The sequence below is a fragment of the Pantoea sp. Ft-CA_14 genome, assembly GCF_024520875.1.
Lineage (GTDB): Bacteria > Pseudomonadota > Gammaproteobacteria > Enterobacterales > Enterobacteriaceae > Pantoea > Pantoea agglomerans.
In genome coordinates, this window is the sequence record NZ_JALNPM010000014.1 from 101,802 (window position 1) to 122,338 (window position 20,537).

Below are 20,537 nucleotides of genomic sequence, written 5' to 3' on the forward strand. Positions count from 1 at the left end.
GTGTGCTATTTGACACTTATCAGCAGCTTATAAGGACTATTCCGAAACGAAAGCTGTACAAGTAACCTGTACAAACGGCGGGGCCGAGGGGCGGGAGGGGAAAAACAGGAAGCCATGACCAGCTTCCCGCAAAAAGATTAGCTGAATAGCGCCAGTTTTGCCGTCAGCTTTCGCAGGGCTTTTTTATCGCCGACGATGGCGACGCCCAGCAGGCGCCACTGCTGACGCAGTTGCTGTCGCAGGACGGCGCTCAGCGCCTGATAATCGGTGGTGGTCTGACCCTCTTCCGGAAACAGCACCAGATCGTATTCAGCCTGTTCGCACTGTTCCCGCAATGCACTGAGCTGCTCGTCAGTCGCGGCCAGCACCGGAATGCCGGTGGTGATCAAACCGGGAGAAGGGCGCCTGTCAGCATCCTCCAGGGCGTCGCCAACCAGCGCCGGATGTCGCTGTCCCAGGGTTAATGCCATCACGGCGGCAGCATTGGTGGCTTTGCCAGGCGGCAGAGCGGCATTGAGTATCATTACACAGCGTGGGTCTTGCATTGCGCTTCTCCTGACTAAAAAAACGCATTGTGGCAAGTGGCTTAACCCAGGTCTGGAAGATTTGTGCAGGCGTGCTGATAACGGGAAGGGGTAAGCTGGCAGGCGCGTTTGAACCAGCGGCCCAGGTGACTCTGATCGGCGAAACCCAGCGCAGCTGCCACATCGGCGACGGGCTGGCCCTGCGCCAGCTGACGACGCGCCTGGCTCAGCCGCCACTGCACCAGCCAGGCGTGGGGCGGTAAACCCCAGTGAGCCTGGAACAGACGCGATAACCGGAAGCGATCCACCTGCAGATGCTGCGCCATCTGCTCCAGACCGGGATTATCCGCATGATGGGCAATCAGCCAGTCACGCGACTGCAGTGCCAGCCGGGCATCTTTATCCGGGGGCTGAGCGGGCAGTGACCACTGCCGGTGCGGGATGAGCTGCCCAAACATCCGGTCCAGCGCCGCCTCTTTGATGATGGCGGGATGGTTGTGCCACAGCGCATCGAACGCATGCCAGACGGCATAAGCCAGTGGACGCTCGTCGCGCAGCGTGACGGCAAAACGTAGCTCACGCAGTGAGGGTTTATCAGCCAGCATCGGAGCCAGGTGCTGCGCAATCTGCTGCGGCGAAAGATAGAGCATCCGGTAGGTAAAACCGCTTTCGTTGATGGCATCACCATCATGCAGCTCCTCCGGCTCCAGCATAAAGACCGTGCCTGGTCGGCTCTGATGCTGTTTGCGCCGCGAATGAAACTGCTGTACACCTTGCTCGGTCACGCCAATCAGATAACTGTCGTGCCAGTGAGGATCATAGGCGTGTCCGGTAAAATGGGCGCGTAGCGCCTCAATACCGCTGACGGCGTCACGGCGCAGATCGACCCAGTTTGCTGATGCCTGTTTCATGTTATCCGGCTCCCGGTTGCGGCCTCTGGACATTCTGCCGCGATCCACTAATTTTTAACAGACCGGACGCTTTTCATTGGCGTTTCGCTTTGCGTATAATAACGTCACCACTCAATTAGAACTCTTACTATTAGGCTGCTAACATTTGTCTCAGCACACGCGTACCTTTACCCACTTATTGCATCTGACCGCACATGCCTGGCGCCTGGCGGTCGATCGTCACCTTAAAGATAGCGGCTTAAGCATGAGCAGCTGGATGGCCATCGGGCTGATTGCCAGTGAGCCGCAACGCATGACCCAGACCGAGCTGGCACAGCTGCTGGGGCTGGAAGATGCCAGCATGGTACCGCTGGTGGATCGGCTGGTGAAACAGTCACTGCTGATGCGGGTACAGCCGCCAGAAGATCGACGTAAGCGTCACCTGGTGCTGACTGATAAGGGTAACGAAGCGTTCGCCAAAGTGAAAACCGAGGCTGACGCACTCCGTACTGAAATGCTGGCCGATATTGACCCTCAGGATCTGGCCGTGACCGAGCGCGTATTGCAACAACTCCTGAGCCGCATGGGAAGTATGTAGCAGTGGCAAAGCGAAATCCCTACGCTGCACGCGAGTGGTTGCCGCACGAAAAACCGATGCTGCCGGGATCGCCCTCGACGCCGCTGCATCCGATGCCAAAACGCCTGGCGTTTGGCCTGATCGGTTTACTTATCTCGCTGACCGGTGCGCTGAGTAACGCGCTGGTCACGGCGAATCTGGTCAACCTGCAGGGTACCTTTGGTGCCTGGTCGAATGAGATTGCCTGGCTGCCTGCGGTCTACGTGATGGGCAACATCTCTATTAACCTGCTGCTGGTGAAATTCCGCCAGCAGTTTGGCCTGCGTGTCTTTACCGAGGCGTTTCTGGTGCTGTATGTACTGGTGGCGTTTTTCCATCTCTTCGCCAACGATCTCAGTTCGGCAATCATTGTGCGCACCGCTCACGGTATGGTGGCTGCGGCGCTCAGTTCTCTGGGCATCTACTATCAGGTACAGGCCTGGCCTGCGAAACATCGGCTGAAAGCGCTGGTGATTGGCCTGACGGTATCGCAACTGGCTATCCCGCTGGCCCGCTTATTCTCTTCGGAATTGCTGCAGCTCAACGAGTGGCGCGGTCTCTATCTGTTTGAACTCGGTCTGGCGCTGATTGCGCTGGGCGGGGTACTACTGGTGAAACTGCCACCGGGCGATCGCATCAAAACCTTTGAAAAGATGGATTTCGTCACCTTTATCCTGCTGGCACCCGGTATGGCGCTGCTGTGCGGCGTACTGACGCTGGGCCGTATTGAGTGGTGGTTTACCACGCCCTGGCTCGGTATCTGTACCGCGATCGCCCTGACGCTGATTGTCGCTGCGATCGTCATTGAGCATAACCGGCGCAACCCGCTGATCAATACCCGCTGGCTAAGCAGCGGCATGATGGTGCGGCTGGGCATTGTGATGATCATGATCCGTATCGTACTGGCGGAACAGAACACCGGCGCAATCGGCTTTCTGCAGCAGATTGGCTTGCAGAACGATCAGATGCGCGGTCTGGCGCTGGCGATCATGGCCGGGGTTATTGCGGGCATCGCCGCCAGTGCGCTGACCATCAAGCCCAATCATCTCAACTGGCCGATTGTCACCTCGCTGGTGGTGATGATTATCGCCTCGCTGATGGATGCGCAATCCAGTCCACTGACCCGCGCCAGCAATATGTATTTCAGTCAGTTTCTGCTGGGCTTCAGCAGCGCCTTTTTCATGGCACCCGCGATGCTGATGGGCATTGGCAGCGTGGTGACTCAGCCGAAAAATCTGGTGAGCTTTGTGGTGCTGTTTGGCATGAGTCAGAACCTCGGCGGGCTGATCGGCTCGGCTATTCTTGGCACGTTTCAGGTCTGGCGGGAAAAATATCACTCCAGCCTGCTGGGCGATCAGCTCTCACTGCTCGATCCCAACGTCACCGAACGGCTCAGCCAGTATAATGCGCTGTTTAATTCGCTGGTGGGTGACGACGTTCTGCGCGGCGCGCAGAGCACCAGCCAGTTACAGGTAATCGCCACGCTGCAGGCCAACGTGCTCGCTTATAACGACACCTACCTGTTAACCGCTGCGCTGGCACTGGTCACCCTGATGTGGGTGATCTGGCGTTTGACCCGTCGTCGTTATCTTGACTGGCGTCAGGCGCAATTTAACCTGCGTGAGCAGCAACAGCTGGCCGCATTACAGGAATCAACGGAGAAACAATGAGTCAGCAGGATGAGCTTCAGGCGGCGGAACGCGAACGCGCGAATCGCCGCCGTATTCTTTCTATCGCCGCAGGTAGCGGCATTGTGGTGATTGGTGTACTGGTTATTCTTTACGCCTGGCAACTCTGGCCCTTCACCAGCGCAATACAAAGCACTGAGAATGCCTATGTGCGCGGTCAGGTGACCTTTATCAGCCCGCAGGTTAATGGCTATCTCACCTCAGTCGAGGTGATCGATCTGCAGCCGGTGAAAAAAGGGCAGTTGCTGATGACGATTGACGACCGTATCTATCGCCAGCGGGTGCATCAGGCGCAGGCGCAGCTGGCGATGAAGCAGGCGGCGCTGAACAATAACCTGCAGCAGCGTCGCAGCGCAGAAGCGACCATCCAGAGCAATAAAGCGGCACTGGAGAATGCCAAAGCACAGGCGCTGAAAAGCGGCTTCGATCTGAAGCGTGTCGAAAATCTCACGGCGGATGGATCCCTGTCAGTGCGTGAGCGCGACGCCGCCCGGGCCGCAGACGCCCAGGCGCAGGCACAGGTTCGTCAGGCTGCGGCGCAGATCGCCGTCGCCCAGCAGAATCTGCAAACCGTCATCGTTAACCGTGACGCGCTGAAAGGCGATGTCGACAGCGCCCGCGCCGCGCTGGAGCTGGCGGAGATCGATCTGGCGAATACCCGGATTACCGCGCCCGATGATGGCCAGCTCGGCCAGCTGGCGGTGCGCACCGGCGCCTATGTCACGGCAGGTACGCGCCTGACCTCGGTGGTGCCTAATCACAAATGGATTATCGCGAATCTGAAAGAGACCCAGCTGGCAAATATTCGTCCTGGCCTGCCGGTGACGATTCGGGTCGATGCGCTGGATGGCAAACGCTTTACGGGTCAGGTTGAATTTATCTCTCCGGCCGCAGGCTCAGAGTTCAGCGCAATTTCGCCCGACAACGCCACCGGTAACTTCGTTAAAATTGCGCAGCGCATTCCGGTTCGCATCCGCATCAATGACCAGGATATGCATCAGTTACGCCCGGGTATGTCGGTCGAAGTCAACATCGACACCGCCGCACAACCCGCTGGTGAGGGTGCGCCATGATGCGGCGCAGCTTAATAGTAAGCGCACTGACACTCCTTCTGACCAGCTGTGCCACGCAGGTTGAAAAGGCACCGGCCTCTCTGCCGATCCCCGACGCCTGGCGCAATAGTGTCGGGCCATCTGCTGCGCCTGAGGCGGAGTGGTGGCGCGCTTTTCATGATGAAAATCTCAACCGGCTGGTGACGCAGGCGCTGCGCAATAACCCCGATATCCTCACGGCGCGATCCCGGGTTGACCAGTATCGCGCCCAGCTGCGCGCCACGCAGGGCGATAACTTTCCGACCCTGAGCGCCGGTGTGGCCGCGACCCGGGAGCGTACGCTCTCGTCAGTGACGGGCCAGCCCTATGAAACCGATATTTTTCAGGGCTTATTACAGGCGAACTACGAGGTCGATCTCTGGGGAGCACGCAGCAGCAGCATCACCGCATCGCAGGCGAGTTTAGCGGCGCAGCAGGCCGCTGCGTCTGCCGCCGAGCTGACCATCGCCAGTTCGGTGGCGTCAGGTTATCTCAACCTGTGCGCGCTGGATGAGCAGTTGCGGGTCACGGAGGCGACGCTGGCGACCCGCAACAATTCGCTGAAGCTGGCACAGCGTCAGTTTGAAACCGGCTACACCTCCAGGCTGGAGTGGATGCAGGCCGCCTCGGAATATCAGTCGGCCAAAGCGCAGATGCCCCAGTTGCAGCACCAGATCACCCAGCAGGAGAATGCGCTGAGCCTTCTGGTGGGTATGAACCCGCGCAGCATCGCCCGTCGTCAGCAGTTTGACCAGATTGCACCGCAGCGGATGCCGTCACTGCTGCCATCAGAGCTACTCAATCGCCGTCCGGATATTGTGCAGGCTCAGCGTCAGTTACTGGCCGCAGATGCCAGCCTGGCATCGTCGCGCGCTAAGCTGCTGCCTGGGCTTAACCTCACTGCGACTGGCACTCTGCAGAGTTCGGTTCTGCACCAGCTCGCGGATGATCCGTTCCGGCTGTGGAGCGTGGGCGGCAGCATCCTGGCACCGCTGCTGAACCGTGAAGCGCTGACGGCGCAGGTGGATGTCTCAATGGCGACGCGGAATCAGGCACTTTATGGCTATGAAAAAGTGGTGCGCAACGCCTTCTCGGAAGTTAACGATGCAATAGACGCTATCAGGCAGCGTGAGGCACAACTTCAGGAGCTGCAAAAGCAGGAAGCCTATGTGACGGAAGCGCTGCGCATTGCCCGCAATCGCTATCAGAACGGCTACGCCTCCTATCTGGATGAACTGGATGCGCAGCGCACCCTGTTTTCAACGCAGCTGAATCGGGTGACTGTCAAAAATAACCTGCTGCTGGCGCAGATCGATCTCTACCGCGCGCTGGGCGGTGGCTGGACACCCGCCTCCACACAGTAATCCCCAGACCGATCCAGCCGCAGCCAGAGTTTCTGCGGCAGGGATCGGCCTCTGCGCTGTCGCGGCGACTGCGCATATTCCCCGCTTTAATCCCCCAAATAACCCCCTAAAACCCACGCATACTTCTGCTTACCTGTCTTTACATTCGGTGGTATCATGCGCGGGTTTTAAGCCAGCCAGACGGAAAAGCGCACTGAAAGCTTAGCCTGCGCGAGACGGATTATCCGTTTAACTTACTGATATAAAAATAAAAGAAGGGATTCATCATGAATAAAAAAACTATTTGCACGCTGGCCGTGGTCGCTGCGTTATTAACCGGCTGCGCGCGCACTGCGCCGATTCATAACGTGAATCAAACGCTCACTCAGCGTTACAGCGACAACCAGATGAAACTGGCGATCATCGAAGCGGGTATTGGCCGGAAATGGGTGATGACTCCCGTTTCGCCTGGCGTGATCAATGGTCGTCTGGCTCAGCGTGATTTCGTGGCGACTATTCGCATCACGTATACCAGCCAGAACTACCGCATCGATTATGTCAGCAGTGAGAACCTGAAAGCGGAGCAGGGCGAGATCCACAATAACTACAACCGCTGGATTGCCAATCTCGATCAGGATATTCAGTTACGACTCTCTGCTCTTGCCGCTCAGTAATGCGTGCGCTGTCGCAATGATGTGTCGACAGCCGATCAAAGCATAAAGATCTCCGGCAGCCGGCCGACAAATCAGATGAGCTGCTATTGCTGAACCACTGAGTAACCCTCTACCGTGAAGGCCTGATGCGGAATCGGCAGAGGGTTTCCCGGACGCACTTTTTTTGCAGAGGGCCGGGGTGATGCCCCGATAAACGCCGACGCCACACATATGACAAAAAGAGTGTTGAGATGAGACTCGCTTACTCACTGGTCGACTGGCAGGCTCTGGCTCCGGGATTACACGGGGGCGAGGGCTGGCAGCACTGGGCGCAACAGGGCAACGTCATAGACCCTAAAGAGGCGATGGCAAAGCCGAAATTTTTACCGATGATGACAGCACGTCGTCTGAGCGGCGGCAGTCGTGCGGCGGTAGAGTGTGGGCTGGCGCTGCTTGCGCGTCAGCAGGTTGACGCTATCGTGTTCACCAGTCGTCATGGTGAACTGGAACGTAATCTGCGCATCCTCACTACCCTGGCCGATCAGCAGTCAATGTCACCTACGGATTTTGCCATGTCGGTTCACAATTCGGCGGTCGGCAGCCTGACCATTGCAGCCAAAGCGCCACTGGTCTCCACCTCAATCGCCGCCGGAGTCGACTCGTTTCAGCAGGGATTGATCGAAGTCAGCGCGCTGCATCAGGCGGGTTATCAGCAGGTACTGCTGGTCGATTTCGACGGCATCGTGCCTGACTACTATCTGCCGTGGCTTCCGGAACAGCGTGTGAACTTTCCCTATGCGGTGGCGCTGCTGCTGCGCCCGGGCGACCAGCTGCACTGCACTGGCCGTGCTGGCAGAGAGGAGAGGGCAGAAACAGGGTTACCGCAAAGCCTGCGCTTTCTGCAGCAGTGGCTGGCGGAATCGCCCACCTTCAGCCTGCCGGGCGAACGCCTGACATGGCACTGGGAGAGACATCATGGCTGATTGTTCACAACCGGCGCACTACACCGGCAGCCGCATGAACTATTGCTGGCGGCTGGTGATGACGGCGGTAAGTTTTACGCTGTTTGGCATAGGCGGACTGCTGCTGTCGCTGATTGGCTTCAATCTGCTGCTGCTGGTACAACGCGATTCGCTGCGCCGCCGCCTGCTGGCCCGACGCGCTATCGCCTTTAGCTTCCGTTGCTTTCTGCGATTCTGCCGGATGACCGGAGTCTATGACTACCGGATTGAAGGCGCAGAGCTGCTGCAACAGGATCGCGGATGCCTGATTGTCGCCAATCATCCATCACTGATCGACTACGTGATGATCGCTTCGGTACTGCCAGAGATGGATTGTCTGGTTAAAGCCGATCTGCAAAAGAACCCCTTTATGCGTGGGGTGATCCGCGCCGCGGACTATCTGATCAACAGTGAAGCGGAGACGCTGTTGCCGGACAGCCAGCAGCGACTGGCGCGCGGCGACAATATCCTGATCTTTCCGGAAGGCACCCGCACCCGCTACGGTCATCCACTGACTCTGCAGCGCGGGGCAGCCAATATTGCGGTGCGCGCCGGATGCGATCTGCGTGTGGTTCACATCACCTGTAGCCAGCGTATGCTCGATAAACAGAGCCGCTGGTATCAGATTCCGCCGGTTAAACCGCTGTTTACCGTGCGTGTACAAACGCGAATCGACAGTCAGTCGTTTTGTGAAAGCAATCCCGATGCGCAGCCGCTGGCCGCGCGTCGCCTGACCCGCCATTTACAGCAGGCGCTGGTCCCCCAGAACAGGTAAGACGAAAACCGGTATGGATTCATTAATTAACGATATCAAACAGATGATTATCGACACGCTGAACCTTGAAGATCTCAGTCCCGATGATATAGAGACCGACGCTGCACTGTTTGGCGACGGACTGGGGCTGGATTCGATTGATGCACTGGAACTTGGCCTGGCAGTGAAAAATCGCTACGGCGTGGCGCTGTCCGCTGAGAGTGAAACCCTGCGCGCGCACTTTTTCTCTGTTGCGACGCTGGCTGCGTTCGTCAACCAACAGCGCGGCTGAAAGCGGAGACAACCTTATGATGAACAAAGAACAGATCTATCAGGAAGTGGCTTCGCTACTGACCAGCCTGTTTGAAATTGCGCCTGAGGATATCCATCCCGAGGCACGTCTGTATGAAGATCTCGAACTCGACAGCATTGACGCCGTCGATATGGTGGTTCATCTGCAAAAACGTACCGGCCGTAAGATTAAACCGGAAACCTTCCGGGCGGTGCGCACCGTGCAGGATGTGGTGGATGCCGTGGAACAACTGATGCGCGAAGACGCCTGATCCCGCCGTGCCTGCTGCTACGCTTCGCCTGCTGAATCTGCTTACGCTACTGGCCTGGCCACTGCTGGTCTGGCTGGCGCTGACCCAGCCGCGCTGGCAGGGGCTTTTCTGGCTGCTGGCACTGCTGTTTGGCCTGCGCTGGCTGCAGCTGCGTCGTCAGCAAAACGCCATGGGCGCGGTCATGGGCTGGCTGGCGCTGCTCGGTGCACTGCTCTGTGTCAGCAGCCAGCTATTACGCACTCAGCATCTGCTGCTGTGGTATCCGGTGGCGGTCAATCTGGCGATGCTGCTGGTGTTTGGCGCCTCACTCTGGAGTGCGATGCCGCTGGTGGAACGCATCGCCCGGCTGCGTGAGCCCGTGCTTCCCCCTGCGGCAGTGCGCTATACCCGCCGCGTCACCCAAATCTGGTGCCTGTTTTTTATCGGCAACGGCAGCATGGCGATCTATACCTGTTTGCTGGGCGATCTGCGGCTCTGGACGCTGTGGAATGGCGGCATAAGTTATCTGCTAATCGCAGCGCTGATGAGTGCTGAATGGCTGGTACGTCAGCGCGTGAGGCGAAAAGCATGAGAGTGGCCGACTGGCTGACGGGAGACGATCGCGAGGTCGCCTGGCGCGGCGACCAACGTTTGATGCTCAGCGCGATGCATCGTCAGGTCGTGGCGCTCCGCCAGCGCTTGGCAGCACAACCGGGCAGCTACTGGGCGCTCTGTTTTGATGACAGTTATCGTTTTTGTGTGGCGCTGCTGGCATGCTGGTATGCCGGCAAAACGCCGGTGATGCCGGGTCACTGCCGCGCCGCGCTGCTGGATGAGAGGCAGGATCGGCTGGATGGCGTGCTGTGCGACATGCCGCTGGCGGTCAGTCTGCCGCTGCTGGCGTGGGACGACGCAGAAACGCAGGGGCCGCTGCCGCCGCTGCCGGAGAGTGCAGAACTGGTGCTCTTCACCTCGGGATCCACCGGCGCACCGCGTCAGGTGGTGAAGTCGCTGGCGGTGATGGAGCAGGAGAGTCGCTGGCTCAGCAGCCTGTGGGGCGAACCGTTGCGGGGGTGCCGGGTCATCGCCTCGGTCAGCCATCAGCATCTCTACGGTTTATCGTTTCGAATTTTCCTGCCGATGACGCTCAGGCTGCCGTTTGCCGCCCAGCCGCTGTTTTACGGCGAACAGCTGGCCCAGCTTCCGCGCGACGTTCGCTATGCCTTTATCAGCAGCCCGGCCTTTTTATCGCGGCTGGACAGCACGCTGAAAGCGCCCGCCTGTGAACTGATTGTCTCCGCCGGGGGCGCACTGCGCGACTCTGATGCGGAGCAGGTCTGGCAGCGCTTTGGCTGTCAGGTCAGTGAAATCTACGGCAGCACCGAAACCGGCATTCTGGCCTGGCGTCAGTGCGATCGGGCAGAGGCGCCGTGGCGCCGCTTCCCGCAGGTCAGGCTGGAGCAGGTGACGCCCGATCGCTGGCAGGTCTGGTCGCCGCTGATTGCCGGTGACAGCGGGCTGCTGCTTGACGATCGACTGACTATGCATCCGGACGGCGGATTTCAGCTGGCAGGACGCCACGATCGCATCGTAAAAATCGGTGACAAGCGCATCTCATTAAGCGAGATAGAGCGCCGTCTGACCGACCTGCCGGAAATCGAGGATGCCGTAGCGCTGGTGGTCACGCGTCATGAGCGTCAGGCGATTGGCGTCGTGCTGGCGCTGAACAGCGCACTGGATGAGGCGGCTCTGCATCAGCGCAGGCAGCAGTGGAAACGCCAGCTGCAGCGCTGGCTGGAACCGCTGGCGATGCCGCGCTACTGGCGGATTGTGGCCACTATTCCGGTGACCACCCAAAGCAAACGCGCCTGGCCGCAAATAGAGGAACTTTTTCATGTTGCCGATTGAACGCAGCCGGGAGCTGCGGGCTGACAGCGTCACGCTGACCCTGCAGATAGATGGCGGACTCTTCTGGTTTCAGGGCCACTTTCCGCATCTGCCCATTCTGCCGGGTGTGGCTCAGCTCGACTGGGTGATGCACTACGGCATATCACTGCTTGCGCCCGGTAAACAGTTTGCCGCCGTTGATAACATTAAATTTCAGCAGCCGGTATTACCCGACTCGCTATTGCAACTGCATCTGGACTGGGACGCTGAAAAATCCCGCCTGAGTTTCCGTTACAGCCTGCTGAAGAACGACGGCGAGCAGATCGCCAGCAGCGGGAAGATCGCGCTGTGTTAAGCGCCCCGTTTTCACCCTGCGTGGTGATCCCCTGCTACAACCACGGCGCGATGATGGCGTCAGTGCTGGCACGGCTGGCACCCTTTAATCTGCCGGTAATCGTGGTGGATGATGGCAGCGATGCGGCCACTCAGCTTCAGCTGGCGACGCTGCACGCCCCGCAGCTCAGCCTGCTGCGACTCGACAGCAATCAGGGTAAAGGCGCGGCGGTGATCCACGGACTGCGGGCTGCGGCGGCACGCGGCTTCACCCATGCGGTGCAGCTCGACGCGGACGGCCAGCATCAGGCGGAAGATCTGCCGCTGATGCTGGCGGAAGCGGAGCGTTATCCCGACGCGCTGATCTCCGGTCAGCCGCTCTATGACGACTCGATCCCCAAATCACGCCTTTACGGTCGCTACATCACCCACTTCTGGGTCTGGATTGAAACGCTGTCGCTGTCGATCCGCGACAGCATGTGCGGCTTCCGCGTCTATCCCCTGGCCGCGACGCTGGCGCTGTGCGATCGCCGGGCCATCGGTCAGCGCATGGATTTTGATACCGAGATCATGGTGCGGCTCTACTGGCAGGGAACCCGCAGTCGCTTTATCCCGACCCGCGTCACCTATCCGGCCAGCGGGCTGTCACACTTCGATGCGCTCTACGACAACCTGCGCATCTCCTGGATGCATACCCGGCTGTTTTTCGGCATGCTGCCGCGCATTCCTCGTCTGCTGGCGATGCGTAAACCGCCGACGCACTGGTCTGCGGAAACGGAGCGGCGCGGACAGTGGGGATTACGTTTTATGCTGGCGGTCTATCGCTACGGCGGGCGGCTCCCCTTTACTCTGCTACTCTGGCCGGTAGTGGCGGTCTACTGGCTGAGCGGTCAGCGTGCGCGACGCGCTTCCCGGCAGTGGCTGGCGCAGGTCACTACCGCCGCGCAGCAGCAGCAGATTGCGTTACCGCCACGGCTTAACAGCTACCGCCATTTCCTGCGGTTCGCCAAGGCAATGCTGGATAAAGTGGCCAGCTGGCGCGGCGATCTGCGCTGGGGACGTGATATCGATTTTGCGCCAGGCGCAGAAGCGGTGATCCGCACACCCACGCCGCAGGGCAAGCTGATTCTCGCTTCCCATCTTGGTGACATTGAAGCCTGTCGCGCGATGGCGCAGCAGGTCAGCGGACTGGTGATTAATGCGCTGGTGTTTACCGATAATGCCCGGCGCTTTCGGGCGGTGCTGGAAACCATCGCCCCGCAGGCGGGGGTGAATCTGATGCCGGTGAGCGATATCGGGCCGGAGACCGCTATCCTGCTGCAACAGAAGCTGGATGCGGGCGAATGGGTGGCGATTGTCGGGGATCGCACTGCGGTCAATCCGCAGCGCGGCGGCGAGCGGCGGGTGATCTGGAGCGACTTTCTGGGCCGCGCCGCGCCCTTTCCACAGGGGCCGTTTGTGCTGGCGGCTGCGTTGCGCTGTCCGGTGCTGCTGATGTTCGCCCTGCAGCAACAGGGTAAACTGCGTATTCACTGTGAGCCCTTCGCCGATCCGCTGCTGCTGCCGCGTGCGCAACGTCAGCAGGCACTGCAACAGGCGGTCGATCGTTACGCAGCGCGGCTGGCCCATTACGCACTGCTGGCGCCGCTCGACTGGTTTAACTTTTTCGATTTCTGGACGCTGCCTGATCAACAGGCGCACCACAAGGAGTCTGACCATGACTGAACATCATGCTGAAGTCGTGCTGACCGTCTCATTCCACGACTGCGATCCCATGGGCGTGGTCTGGCACGGCAACTATTTCCGCTTTTTCGAAGTGGCGCGTGAAGCCCTGCTGCGCAGCATTAACTACAGCTATGCCGAGATGGCCGCCAGCGGCTACGTCTGGCCGGTGGTCGATACCCGGGTCAAATACCGCCAGCCACTGCGCTGCGAAGAGACAATTCGCGTCAGCGCCCGGATTACGGAATATGAGAACCGTCTGCGCATCGACTATGAAGTGCGAAATGCTGCCGGTCAGATCACCACCAAAGCGCATACTCTGCAGGTGGCGGTGGAGCAGGAGAGTCAGGCGTTGTGCTTTGTTTCACCCGATATTTTACTGGAACGTTTAGGAGTGAAAGGATGCTGAAAATTGTGCTTACCAGCCTGCTGCTGTGGGCCAGTGCCGCCAGCGCGGTCACGCTGGATCAGCTGCAGCAGCGTTTTGCCAGCCAGCCGGTGATTCGGGCAGACTTTATCCAGACGCGCACCATTTCCGGCATGCGTCAGCCGCTGGTCTCGCACGGGCAGATGCTGATCGCTCGCGAGCAGGGCTTATGGTGGCATCAGCAGACACCCTTTGTGATGACGCTGCTGCTGGATGATAAACGCATGGTGCAGAGCCTCAGCGGCCAGAAGCCTCAGGTAATCACCGCCGACAGCAACCCGCAGATGTTCCAGTTCAACCATCTATTGCGGGCGCTGTTCCAGGCCGACCAGAAAGTGCTGAACGAGAACTTCAGCGTGGCCTTCAGCGATCGCGGCAACGGAGCCTGGACGCTGGAGCTGACGCCCAAAGCGGCGCCGCTCAACAAAATCTTCAACCGTATCTCGCTGGCGGGCAGCGCCTTCCTGGACAGTATCAATCTGGATGATAAGCAGGGCGATAAAACCCAAATAGAGCTCAGCAACACCCGAATTGAACCGCCGCAGTTAAGCGACGAGGAGCAGGCGCGTTTTGCCGGGCCGTAACGATCGGCTGCTGGCCCTCCTGTGGCTGGCCCTCTGTCTGCTGCTGGCGGCTGCGCTCTCTTTTTTGCTGCCGCGCAGTCAGCTCAACAGCAGTGTGCTGGCGCTGCTGCCGCAGCAGAATCTGGGGGCGGCACCGCCTGCGCTGCAGCAGGGCTTTATGCAGCGGCTGGATCGCCAGCTGGTGTGGCTGGTTTCACCCGGAGAGCAGGACGATCCCCAGGTCGCCGCCTGGTGGCTGGCCCAGCTGCGCGCGCTGCCTGACCTGAAACAGGTGCAGGGTGATCTCGACGGGCAACAGCAGCAGCAGTGGGGCCGCTTTGCCTGGCAACACCGTAACGGCCTGATCGATGAGGTGACGCGCGACCGCTTACAGAACGGCGGCGACGCGCAGGCTGACTGGCTGCTGGCGCAGCTCTTTTCGGCCTTCTCTGGCGTCAGCAGCAAAGAGTTGCAGGGCGATCCCATGATGCTGGTGCGGGGTTCGCAGCTGGCGCTGGCACAAAACGCCGGGCGCATGACGCTGCATGATGGCTGGCTGACAGTAAAAGATGCACAGGGTCAGCAGTGGTATTTTCTGCATGGCGAACTGGCGAACAACGCCTTCAGTATGCAGCAAAGTCATGCGCTGGTTACCCGACTCAGCGCGCTGGAGCAACAGCTTAAAAGCCGCTGGCCGCAGGCGAAACTGCTGACGCGTGGCACGGTGCTGTTCAGCGACAACGCCAGCCAGCGTGCGCAGCATGACGTTAAAACGCTGGGCAGTGTGACGCTGGGTGGCGTTGTCCTGCTGGTGCTGCTGGTCTTCCGCTCACTGCGCCCGCTGTTGCTGACGGTTACGTCTGTGGCCATCGGCGCGATGGCGGGCACGGTGATGACGCTGCTTTGCTTCGGTGAACTGCATCTGATGACGCTGGTGATGAGCCTGAGTATTGTCGGCATCTCTGCGGATTACACGCTCTATTATCTCACCGAGCGCATGGTTCACGGCGATCAGCAGACGCCGTGGCAGAGCCTGCGAAAAGTCCGCGGCACGCTGCTGCTGGCGCTGGCGACCACCGCCATCGCCTGGCTGCTGATGCTGCTGGCACCGTTCCCGGGGCTGCGGCAGCTGGCGGTGTTTGCCGCCAGCGGATTAACGGCCTCCTGTCTGACGGTGATTCTCATCTATCCGTGGCTGGTACGCGGATTACCGGTGCGTCCGGTGCCGCTGATGGTGCCGCTGGCGCGCTGGCTTGCCGCCTGGCGTCGCCAGCGCGGGCTGCGCGTCGGATTACCGGTGGCGATGGCGATCTTCGCGCTGGCCGGTATCGCCCAGTTAAAGGTGGATGATGACATCGCCCATCTGCAAAGTGCGCCTGCGCATCTGCTGGAGCAGGATCGCCAGCTGGCAACCCTGACCGGACAGCGCGCCGATCAGACCTGGTTTGTGGTCTGGGGCGATGATGCGCAGCAGACGCTGCAGCGACTGGAAAAACTGGCACCGGATCTGCACCAGGCGCAGCAGCAGGGCTGGCTGCAGCACTATCGTCTGCTGCCGCTGACGTCGCTGGCGCAGCAACAGCGGGATCTTCAGCTGTTGAAACAGGCAGTACCGGATATTACGGCCCGCCTGCAGCAGGCGGGTATCACGCTGCCGGCACCGGATCTGACCCCGATGCCGGTAACACCAGAGGCGTGGCTGTCGAGTCCGCTGAGTGAAGGCTGGCGACTGCTGTGGCTGACGCTGCCAGACGGGCGCAGCGGTGTTTTGATCCCCACCAGCGGCGTAAAAAACAGCGCTGCACTCGCGGAGCTGACCAAACAGCATCCGGGCGTCAGCTGGATTGACCGCAAATCAGGTTACGATTCGCTGTTCAGCTTCTGGCGCACCCTGCTGAGCGGGTTACTGGCGCTGGCGCTGCTGCTGATCACCCTGAGTTTTGTCCTGCGACTGGGGTTAAAGGCGGGCTTACGCAGCGCGCTGCCGTCAGTGCTGTCGCTGGCGATGGCGCTGGCAACGCTGGGCTGGATCGGTGCGTCGCTGAATCTGTTTGCCCTGCTGGCACTGATTCTGGTGCTGGGCATCGGCATTAATTACACGCTCTTTTTCAGCAACCCGCAGGGTACGCCGCTGACCTCGTTGCTGGCGGTGTCGCTGGCGATGATTACCACCTTACTGACGCTGGGTATGCTGGTATTCAGCAGCACCAGCGCGATTGCCAGTTTTGGCACAGTGTTATGCAGCGGCATCTTCAGCGCTTTCCTGCTGTCGCCGCTGGCGATGCGACCCACCCGATCAAGGAGTAAACGATGATCCGCGCCGCTCTTATTCTGCTGACGGCTCTGCTGCTCAGCGCCTGTGCCGGACCTGCACCCGACAGCAGCCGTCCCACCGCCTGGCTGAAACCGGGCGTGAAGGTGACGCTGCCACCGCCGGGCATCCGTCCCGCCTTCCAGCAGCAGCAGTTGCTGACCGGACAGGTGAAAGGCCAGAGTCAGTCACTGCTGGTACTGCTCAGCGCCGATGAACAGCAAATTGATCTGGCCGGACTCTCCTCGGTGGGTATTCGCCTGTTCAGCCTGCGCTACGATGCCAGCGGTATTCACACCCAGCAACTGATGCCGCTGCCGCAGATGCCGCCTGCCAGTCAGGTGCTGGCGGATATTATGCTCAGCTACTGGCCACGGGAGCTGTGGCAAAAACAGCTGCCGCCAGGCTGGACGTTGCAGGATCAGGGGTTAAAGCGACGGCTGATCGATGCCGATAACCAGCTGGTTACCGAAATCGACTATCTGCAACGCGGTAATCAGCGCCAGCCCATCAGCATTCAGCAGCATGCGTTTGGCTATCAGATCCGCATTCAACATCTGGACGGCTCATGATTTACATCTCTGCCATCGGCATGCTGAATGCCCTGGGGAACAACACTCAGCAGATTGCGGCCAGCCTTACCAGGGGTGAGGCACCCGGCATGCAGTTGCGTCATGGCTGGCTGAGCGGCGACCGCGCCTGCTGGCTTGGCAGGGTTGAAGGCGATTTGCCATTGATTCCTGCTGCCCTGAGCGCGCACAACACCCGTAATAACCAGCTGCTGCTGGCCGCGCTGGCGCAAATCCGTCCGCCGCTCGATGCGGCGATTGCGCACTATGGTGCCAGCAGAGTGGCAATTGTGTTGGGAACCAGCACCTCGGGCGTGGATGAGGGCGATCAGCAGATTGGCGGCAGTCAGTCCGGTTATCACTATCAGATGCAGGAGCTGGGCGATCCCTCCCGTTTTCTGGCTCACTTTCTGCGCCTGGATGGCCCGGCCTATACTATTTCAACCGCCTGCTCCTCCAGCGCCCGCGCCATTATCAGTGGTGAGCGTCTGATCGCGGCGGGGCTGGCGGATGTGGCGCTGGTGGGCGGTGCGGACTCGCTGAGCCGGATGCCGATCAACGGATTTGACAGCCTGGAGTCGCTCTCTGAACGTCGCTGCGCTCCCTTCAGCCGCGATCGCGACGGTATCTCGATTGGCGAAGGGGCCGCACTGATGCTGCTGACGCGGGAACCGCAGCCGCTGGCGCTACTGGGAGCTGGCGAATCGTCTGACGCCTGGCACATGTCCGCTCCCCATCCGCAGGGCGAGGGCGCTGAACGGGCGATGCGTATGGCGCTGCAACAGGCGAATCTGTTGCCAGAGCAGGTGGGTTATATCAATCTGCACGGCACTGCAACGCCGCTTAACGACCAGATGGAAGCCGCCGTGATTCAGCGCCTGTTTGGCAATGCAGTGCCGTGCAGCTCGACCAAACATCTGACCGGCCATACGCTCGGCGCGGCGGGAGTGTGTGAAGCCGCTCTCAGTGCGCTGATCCTGCAAAACAATCTGCCGCTGCCCGCGCAGGATTTCAGTGAGATGGCGGCGGATGAGACGCTGCCGGATTGCGGATTGTTATTACAGCCGCAGGCGCTGCAACGGCCGGTTATTGCCTCTAACTCTTTTGCCTTTGGCGGCAATAACACCTGTCTGATTCTGGGACGCCAACATGGTTATTAATTCTCCCGCGGCACGCTGGCTGCCGCACGCTGCGCCGATGCTGCTGCTTGATCAGCTGATCGCCGTTGATGATGAGCAGGTTCACTGTCAGGTGTCGACCTGCGCCGGTGGCGTACTGACACCGTTTCTGACGCCTCAGGGTGAACTGCCCGCCTGGTTTGGCGTGGAGATGATGGCGCAAACCGTGGGCGTCTGGTCTGGCTGGCATGCAAAGCAGGGCGGCGCCACCCTTATCCCGCCCGGCATGCTGCTGGGCGGACGCGGCTGGCGGGCAGAGCGATCCCTCTTTCCCGCCAGTGTTACGCTGGATATCAGAATGACGCTGCTGATGCGCGACGACCGCATGGGCAGCTTTGAGGGCGACATTCATTACGGCACCCAGCGGCTTGCCAGCGGTCGTCTGAATACGTATCAACCCAATGAAGTAGAATTACAGCAATTGATGTCACAAGGAAATCAGCCATGACAGATTCGGTATTAGTGACGGGCGCCAGTAAAGGGATTGGCCGCGCGATTGCGTTGCGTCTCGCCCAGGATGGCTATCAGGTTATCGTCCATTTCAACCGTGACCGCGCAGGCGCTGAGCAGTGCCTGCAGCAGATCGAAACCGCAGGCGGCAGCGGCCGTGTGCTGGGATTTGATGTGGCCGATCGGGCGGCAACCCGCGCTGCGCTGGAGGCGGATATTGAGCAATATGGCGCCTATTATGGTGTGGTGAGCAACGCCGGTATCACCCGCGATGCGGCGTTTCCTGCCCTGACGGATCAGGAGTGGGACAGCGTCATCCACACCAATCTCGACAGTTTTTACAATGTGATCCAGCCCTGCGTGATGCCGATGATCGGTCTGCGGCGCGGCGGTCGCATTATCACGCTTTCGTCGGTGTCGGGGATAATGGGCAATCGCGGTCAGGTGAACTACAGCGCGGCGAAAGCGGGGATTATTGGTGCCACTAAGGCGCTGGCGATTGAGCTGGCGAAACGCAAAATCACCGTTAACTGCATCGCGCCAGGCCTGATTGATACCGGTATGGAGGGGCTGGAACCTCAGGTGATTGAGGAAGCGATGAAGATCGTGCCGATGAAGCGCATGGGCGCGGCTGAAGAGGTCGCCGGACTGGCGAGCTATCTGATGTCCGATATCGCAGGCTACGTGACGCGTCAGGTCATTTCTATTAACGGAGGCATGCTGTGATCCAGCGGGTAGTCGTAACCGGCATGGGCGGCGTAACCGCCTTTGGTGAGTCCTGGGCTGAAGTTTCGGCACGGATCCGTGCGGGCCGCAATGCGGTGCGCTTTATGCCGGAGTGGCAGATCTACGACGGGCTGCATACGCTGCTCGGCGCACCGGTGGATGACTTTGTGCTGCCGGCGCACTACACCCGCAAGCGTATCCGCGCCATGGGCCGCGTTTCGCTGCTGGCAACGCGCGCGACCGAGCTGGCGCTGACCCAGGCGGGCCTGATTGACCATCCGGTGCTGACCAGCGGAGAAACGGGTATCGCCTACGGTTCTTCCACCGGCAGCACCGGGCCGGTCAGCGAGTTCGCCACCATGCTGACCGAAAAGCACACCAACAATATCACCGGCACCACCTATGTGCAGATGATGCCGCATACCACGGCCGTCAATGCCGGACTCTTTTTCGGCCTGCGCGGCCGGGTGATCCCGACCTCCAGCGCCTGTACCTCTGGCAGCCAGGCGATTGGCTATGCCTGGGAAGCGATTCGTCACGGGTATCAGACGGTGATGGTGGCTGGCGGCGCAGAAGAGCTCTGTCCGTCGGAAGCCGCGGTGTTTGACACCCTGTTTGCCACCAGCCAGCGTAATGACGCGCCGCACACCACGCCCGCACCCTTTGATCAGCAGCGCGATGGTCTGGTAATTGGCGAAGGGGCGGGCACGCTGATCCTTGAGTCGCTGGAACATGCCCTGGCACGCGGTGCAACGATCTACGCCGAGATCACCGGTTTTCATACCAACTGCGACGCCGCCCATATTACTCAGCCGCAGCGGGAAACCATGCAGATCTGCATCGAGCGGGCGTTGCAAAGCGCCGGTATCACGGCCGCAGACGTTGGTTATGTAAATGCGCACGGCACCGCCACTGAACGGGGTGATATGGCCGAAAGTCTGGCGACGGCGGCGGTGTTTGGCGAAACGACGCCGATCTCCTCGCTGAAGTCCTATTTTGGCCATACGCTGGGTGCCTGTGGGGCGCTGGAAGCCTGGATGAGTATTGAGATGATGCGGGAAGGGTGGTTTGCGCCAACCCTGAACCTGACGCAACCGGCAGCAGATGGCGGCCAGCTGGATTACATCATGGGTGAGCCGCGTGAGATTGAAACCGACTATATCCAGAGCAATAACTTTGCCTTTGGTGGCATTAATACTTCACTGATCTTCAAACGCTGGCGCGGCGTCTGATCTCAGGCCCGTGCCGCGCTGGCACGGGCCAGTTTAT

General features: G+C 60.0%; 23 protein-coding genes. 21 read left to right on the top strand and 2 right to left on the bottom strand.

Features of this window, described 5'->3' with window-relative positions; all coding sequences use genetic code 11:
• Positions 1-137: 137 nt before the first annotated feature.
• Both NR195_RS18840 and NR195_RS18845 read right to left on the bottom strand, forming a co-directional pair.
• The gene (locus NR195_RS18840; protein WP_033786587.1) at positions 138-545 is read right to left on the bottom strand and encodes a DUF2000 domain-containing protein; all 408 of its coding nucleotides are present in this window, start codon (positions 543-545) and stop codon (positions 138-140) included.
• A gap of 41 nt (positions 546-586) precedes the next feature.
• Positions 587-1,435 (bottom strand): AraC family transcriptional regulator, encoded by an 849-nt coding sequence (locus NR195_RS18845; protein WP_187510894.1) that lies wholly within the window; start codon positions 1,433-1,435, stop codon positions 587-589.
• A 145-nt stretch (positions 1,436-1,580) separates the two neighbouring features.
• Between NR195_RS18845 and NR195_RS18850 the strand changes: the two genes are divergently transcribed.
• From NR195_RS18850 to NR195_RS18950, 21 genes are all read left to right on the top strand, one after another.
• Positions 1,581-2,012, top strand: coding sequence for a MarR family winged helix-turn-helix transcriptional regulator (locus tag NR195_RS18850; protein WP_010669811.1), 432 nt, complete (start codon positions 1,581-1,583; stop codon positions 2,010-2,012).
• A 2-nt stretch (positions 2,013-2,014) separates the two neighbouring features.
• Complete coding sequence (locus NR195_RS18855) at positions 2,015-3,700, top strand: MFS transporter (protein WP_029518976.1); 1,686 nt, start codon at positions 2,015-2,017, stop codon at positions 3,698-3,700.
• Entirely contained in the window at positions 3,697-4,791 is a 1,095-nt protein-coding gene (locus NR195_RS18860) for an HlyD family secretion protein (protein ID WP_010669812.1), read from the top strand. Before NR195_RS18855 ends, NR195_RS18860 begins: the two co-directional genes overlap by 4 nt.
• Positions 4,788-6,173: an efflux transporter outer membrane subunit gene (locus NR195_RS18865; protein WP_372340768.1), complete on the top strand. Its 1,386-nt coding sequence runs from the start codon at positions 4,788-4,790 to the stop codon at positions 6,171-6,173. The genes NR195_RS18860 and NR195_RS18865 overlap by 4 nt, the downstream gene beginning before the upstream one ends.
• A 266-nt stretch (positions 6,174-6,439) precedes the next feature.
• Positions 6,440-6,826, top strand: a complete 387-nt coding sequence (locus NR195_RS18870) for a hypothetical protein (RefSeq protein ID WP_010669813.1) — start codon at positions 6,440-6,442, stop codon at positions 6,824-6,826.
• 230 nt (positions 6,827-7,056) lie between these two features.
• A complete protein-coding gene (locus tag NR195_RS18875; RefSeq protein WP_256844810.1) occupies positions 7,057-7,788 on the top strand; it encodes a beta-ketoacyl synthase chain length factor in 732 nt (243 codons plus the stop codon).
• A complete protein-coding gene (locus tag NR195_RS18880; RefSeq protein ID WP_022625895.1) occupies positions 7,781-8,581 on the top strand; it encodes a 1-acyl-sn-glycerol-3-phosphate acyltransferase in 801 nt (266 codons plus the stop codon). Before NR195_RS18875 ends, NR195_RS18880 begins: the two co-directional genes overlap by 8 nt.
• A gap of 13 nt (positions 8,582-8,594) precedes the next feature.
• Complete coding sequence (locus tag NR195_RS18885) at positions 8,595-8,852, top strand: phosphopantetheine-binding protein (protein WP_010669816.1); 258 nt, start codon at positions 8,595-8,597, stop codon at positions 8,850-8,852.
• Between the two features lie 16 nt (positions 8,853-8,868).
• The gene (locus tag NR195_RS18890) at positions 8,869-9,123 is read left to right on the top strand and encodes an acyl carrier protein (RefSeq protein ID WP_010246453.1); all 255 of its coding nucleotides are present in this window, start codon (positions 8,869-8,871) and stop codon (positions 9,121-9,123) included.
• Between the two features lie 7 nt (positions 9,124-9,130).
• Complete coding sequence (locus tag NR195_RS18895) at positions 9,131-9,694, top strand: hypothetical protein (RefSeq protein ID WP_033757233.1); 564 nt, start codon at positions 9,131-9,133, stop codon at positions 9,692-9,694.
• Positions 9,691-11,010: an AMP-binding protein gene (locus tag NR195_RS18900; RefSeq protein WP_306278213.1), complete on the top strand. Its 1,320-nt coding sequence runs from the start codon at positions 9,691-9,693 to the stop codon at positions 11,008-11,010. Before NR195_RS18895 ends, NR195_RS18900 begins: the two co-directional genes overlap by 4 nt.
• A complete protein-coding gene (locus NR195_RS18905) occupies positions 10,997-11,344 on the top strand; it encodes a 3-hydroxyacyl-ACP dehydratase FabZ family protein (protein WP_256844812.1) in 348 nt (115 codons plus the stop codon). Before NR195_RS18900 ends, NR195_RS18905 begins: the two co-directional genes overlap by 14 nt.
• On the top strand, positions 11,338-13,047 hold the full coding sequence (locus tag NR195_RS18910) for a glycosyltransferase family 2 protein (RefSeq protein ID WP_256844813.1): 1,710 nt from the start codon (positions 11,338-11,340) through the stop codon (positions 13,045-13,047). Before NR195_RS18905 ends, NR195_RS18910 begins: the two co-directional genes overlap by 7 nt.
• Positions 13,040-13,453 (top strand): thioesterase family protein, encoded by a 414-nt coding sequence (locus NR195_RS18915; protein WP_031594668.1) that lies wholly within the window; start codon positions 13,040-13,042, stop codon positions 13,451-13,453. Before NR195_RS18910 ends, NR195_RS18915 begins: the two co-directional genes overlap by 8 nt.
• Entirely contained in the window at positions 13,447-14,055 is a 609-nt protein-coding gene (locus tag NR195_RS18920; RefSeq protein WP_052270895.1) for an outer membrane lipoprotein carrier protein LolA, read from the top strand. The genes NR195_RS18915 and NR195_RS18920 overlap by 7 nt, the downstream gene beginning before the upstream one ends.
• Positions 14,042-16,348 carry an MMPL family transporter gene (locus NR195_RS18925; RefSeq protein WP_256844814.1) on the top strand — a complete coding sequence of 769 codons (2,307 nt, stop codon included), beginning with the start codon at positions 14,042-14,044 and terminating at the stop codon, positions 16,346-16,348. Before NR195_RS18920 ends, NR195_RS18925 begins: the two co-directional genes overlap by 14 nt.
• Positions 16,345-16,917, top strand: coding sequence for a DUF3261 domain-containing protein (locus NR195_RS18930; protein ID WP_031593666.1), 573 nt, complete (start codon positions 16,345-16,347; stop codon positions 16,915-16,917). The genes NR195_RS18925 and NR195_RS18930 overlap by 4 nt, the downstream gene beginning before the upstream one ends.
• Positions 16,914-18,074, top strand: a complete 1,161-nt coding sequence (locus tag NR195_RS18935) for a beta-ketoacyl-[acyl-carrier-protein] synthase family protein (RefSeq protein WP_256844815.1) — start codon at positions 16,914-16,916, stop codon at positions 18,072-18,074. Before NR195_RS18930 ends, NR195_RS18935 begins: the two co-directional genes overlap by 4 nt.
• The gene (locus NR195_RS18940) at positions 18,064-18,540 is read left to right on the top strand and encodes a 3-hydroxy-fatty acyl-ACP dehydratase (protein WP_256844816.1); all 477 of its coding nucleotides are present in this window, start codon (positions 18,064-18,066) and stop codon (positions 18,538-18,540) included. The genes NR195_RS18935 and NR195_RS18940 overlap by 11 nt, the downstream gene beginning before the upstream one ends.
• Complete coding sequence (locus tag NR195_RS18945) at positions 18,537-19,268, top strand: 3-ketoacyl-ACP reductase FabG2 (protein ID WP_060679923.1); 732 nt, start codon at positions 18,537-18,539, stop codon at positions 19,266-19,268. Before NR195_RS18940 ends, NR195_RS18945 begins: the two co-directional genes overlap by 4 nt.
• The gene (locus NR195_RS18950; protein ID WP_171820328.1) at positions 19,265-20,500 is read left to right on the top strand and encodes a beta-ketoacyl-ACP synthase; all 1,236 of its coding nucleotides are present in this window, start codon (positions 19,265-19,267) and stop codon (positions 20,498-20,500) included. The genes NR195_RS18945 and NR195_RS18950 overlap by 4 nt, the downstream gene beginning before the upstream one ends.
• Positions 20,501-20,537 lie beyond the last annotated feature (37 nt).

Excerpts from the sequence above, each read along its gene's own strand:
- NR195_RS18845 (WP_187510894.1), bottom strand. The coding sequence starts at position 1,435 with ATGAAACAGGCATCAGCAAACTGGGTCGATCTGCGCCGTGACGCCGTC.
- NR195_RS18915 (WP_031594668.1), top strand. The coding sequence starts at position 13,040 with ATGACTGAACATCATGCTGAAGTCGTGCTGACCGTCTCATTCCACGAC.
- NR195_RS18880 (WP_022625895.1), top strand. The coding sequence starts at position 7,781 with ATGGCTGATTGTTCACAACCGGCGCACTACACCGGCAGCCGCATGAAC.
- NR195_RS18945 (WP_060679923.1), top strand. The coding sequence starts at position 18,537 with ATGACAGATTCGGTATTAGTGACGGGCGCCAGTAAAGGGATTGGCCGC.
- NR195_RS18935 (WP_256844815.1), top strand. The coding sequence starts at position 16,914 with ATGATTTACATCTCTGCCATCGGCATGCTGAATGCCCTGGGGAACAAC.
- NR195_RS18860 (WP_010669812.1), top strand. The coding sequence starts at position 3,697 with ATGAGTCAGCAGGATGAGCTTCAGGCGGCGGAACGCGAACGCGCGAAT.
- NR195_RS18940 (WP_256844816.1), top strand. The coding sequence starts at position 18,064 with ATGGTTATTAATTCTCCCGCGGCACGCTGGCTGCCGCACGCTGCGCCG.
- NR195_RS18840 (WP_033786587.1), bottom strand. The coding sequence starts at position 545 with ATGCAAGACCCACGCTGTGTAATGATACTCAATGCCGCTCTGCCGCCT.
- NR195_RS18870 (WP_010669813.1), top strand. The coding sequence starts at position 6,440 with ATGAATAAAAAAACTATTTGCACGCTGGCCGTGGTCGCTGCGTTATTA.
- NR195_RS18900 (WP_306278213.1), top strand. The coding sequence starts at position 9,691 with ATGAGAGTGGCCGACTGGCTGACGGGAGACGATCGCGAGGTCGCCTGG.
- NR195_RS18890 (WP_010246453.1), top strand. The coding sequence starts at position 8,869 with ATGATGAACAAAGAACAGATCTATCAGGAAGTGGCTTCGCTACTGACC.
- NR195_RS18865 (WP_372340768.1), top strand. The coding sequence starts at position 4,788 with ATGATGCGGCGCAGCTTAATAGTAAGCGCACTGACACTCCTTCTGACC.
- NR195_RS18875 (WP_256844810.1), top strand. The coding sequence starts at position 7,057 with ATGAGACTCGCTTACTCACTGGTCGACTGGCAGGCTCTGGCTCCGGGA.
- NR195_RS18905 (WP_256844812.1), top strand. The coding sequence starts at position 10,997 with ATGTTGCCGATTGAACGCAGCCGGGAGCTGCGGGCTGACAGCGTCACG.
- NR195_RS18920 (WP_052270895.1), top strand. The coding sequence starts at position 13,447 with ATGCTGAAAATTGTGCTTACCAGCCTGCTGCTGTGGGCCAGTGCCGCC.
- NR195_RS18885 (WP_010669816.1), top strand. The coding sequence starts at position 8,595 with ATGGATTCATTAATTAACGATATCAAACAGATGATTATCGACACGCTG.
- NR195_RS18930 (WP_031593666.1), top strand. The coding sequence starts at position 16,345 with ATGATCCGCGCCGCTCTTATTCTGCTGACGGCTCTGCTGCTCAGCGCC.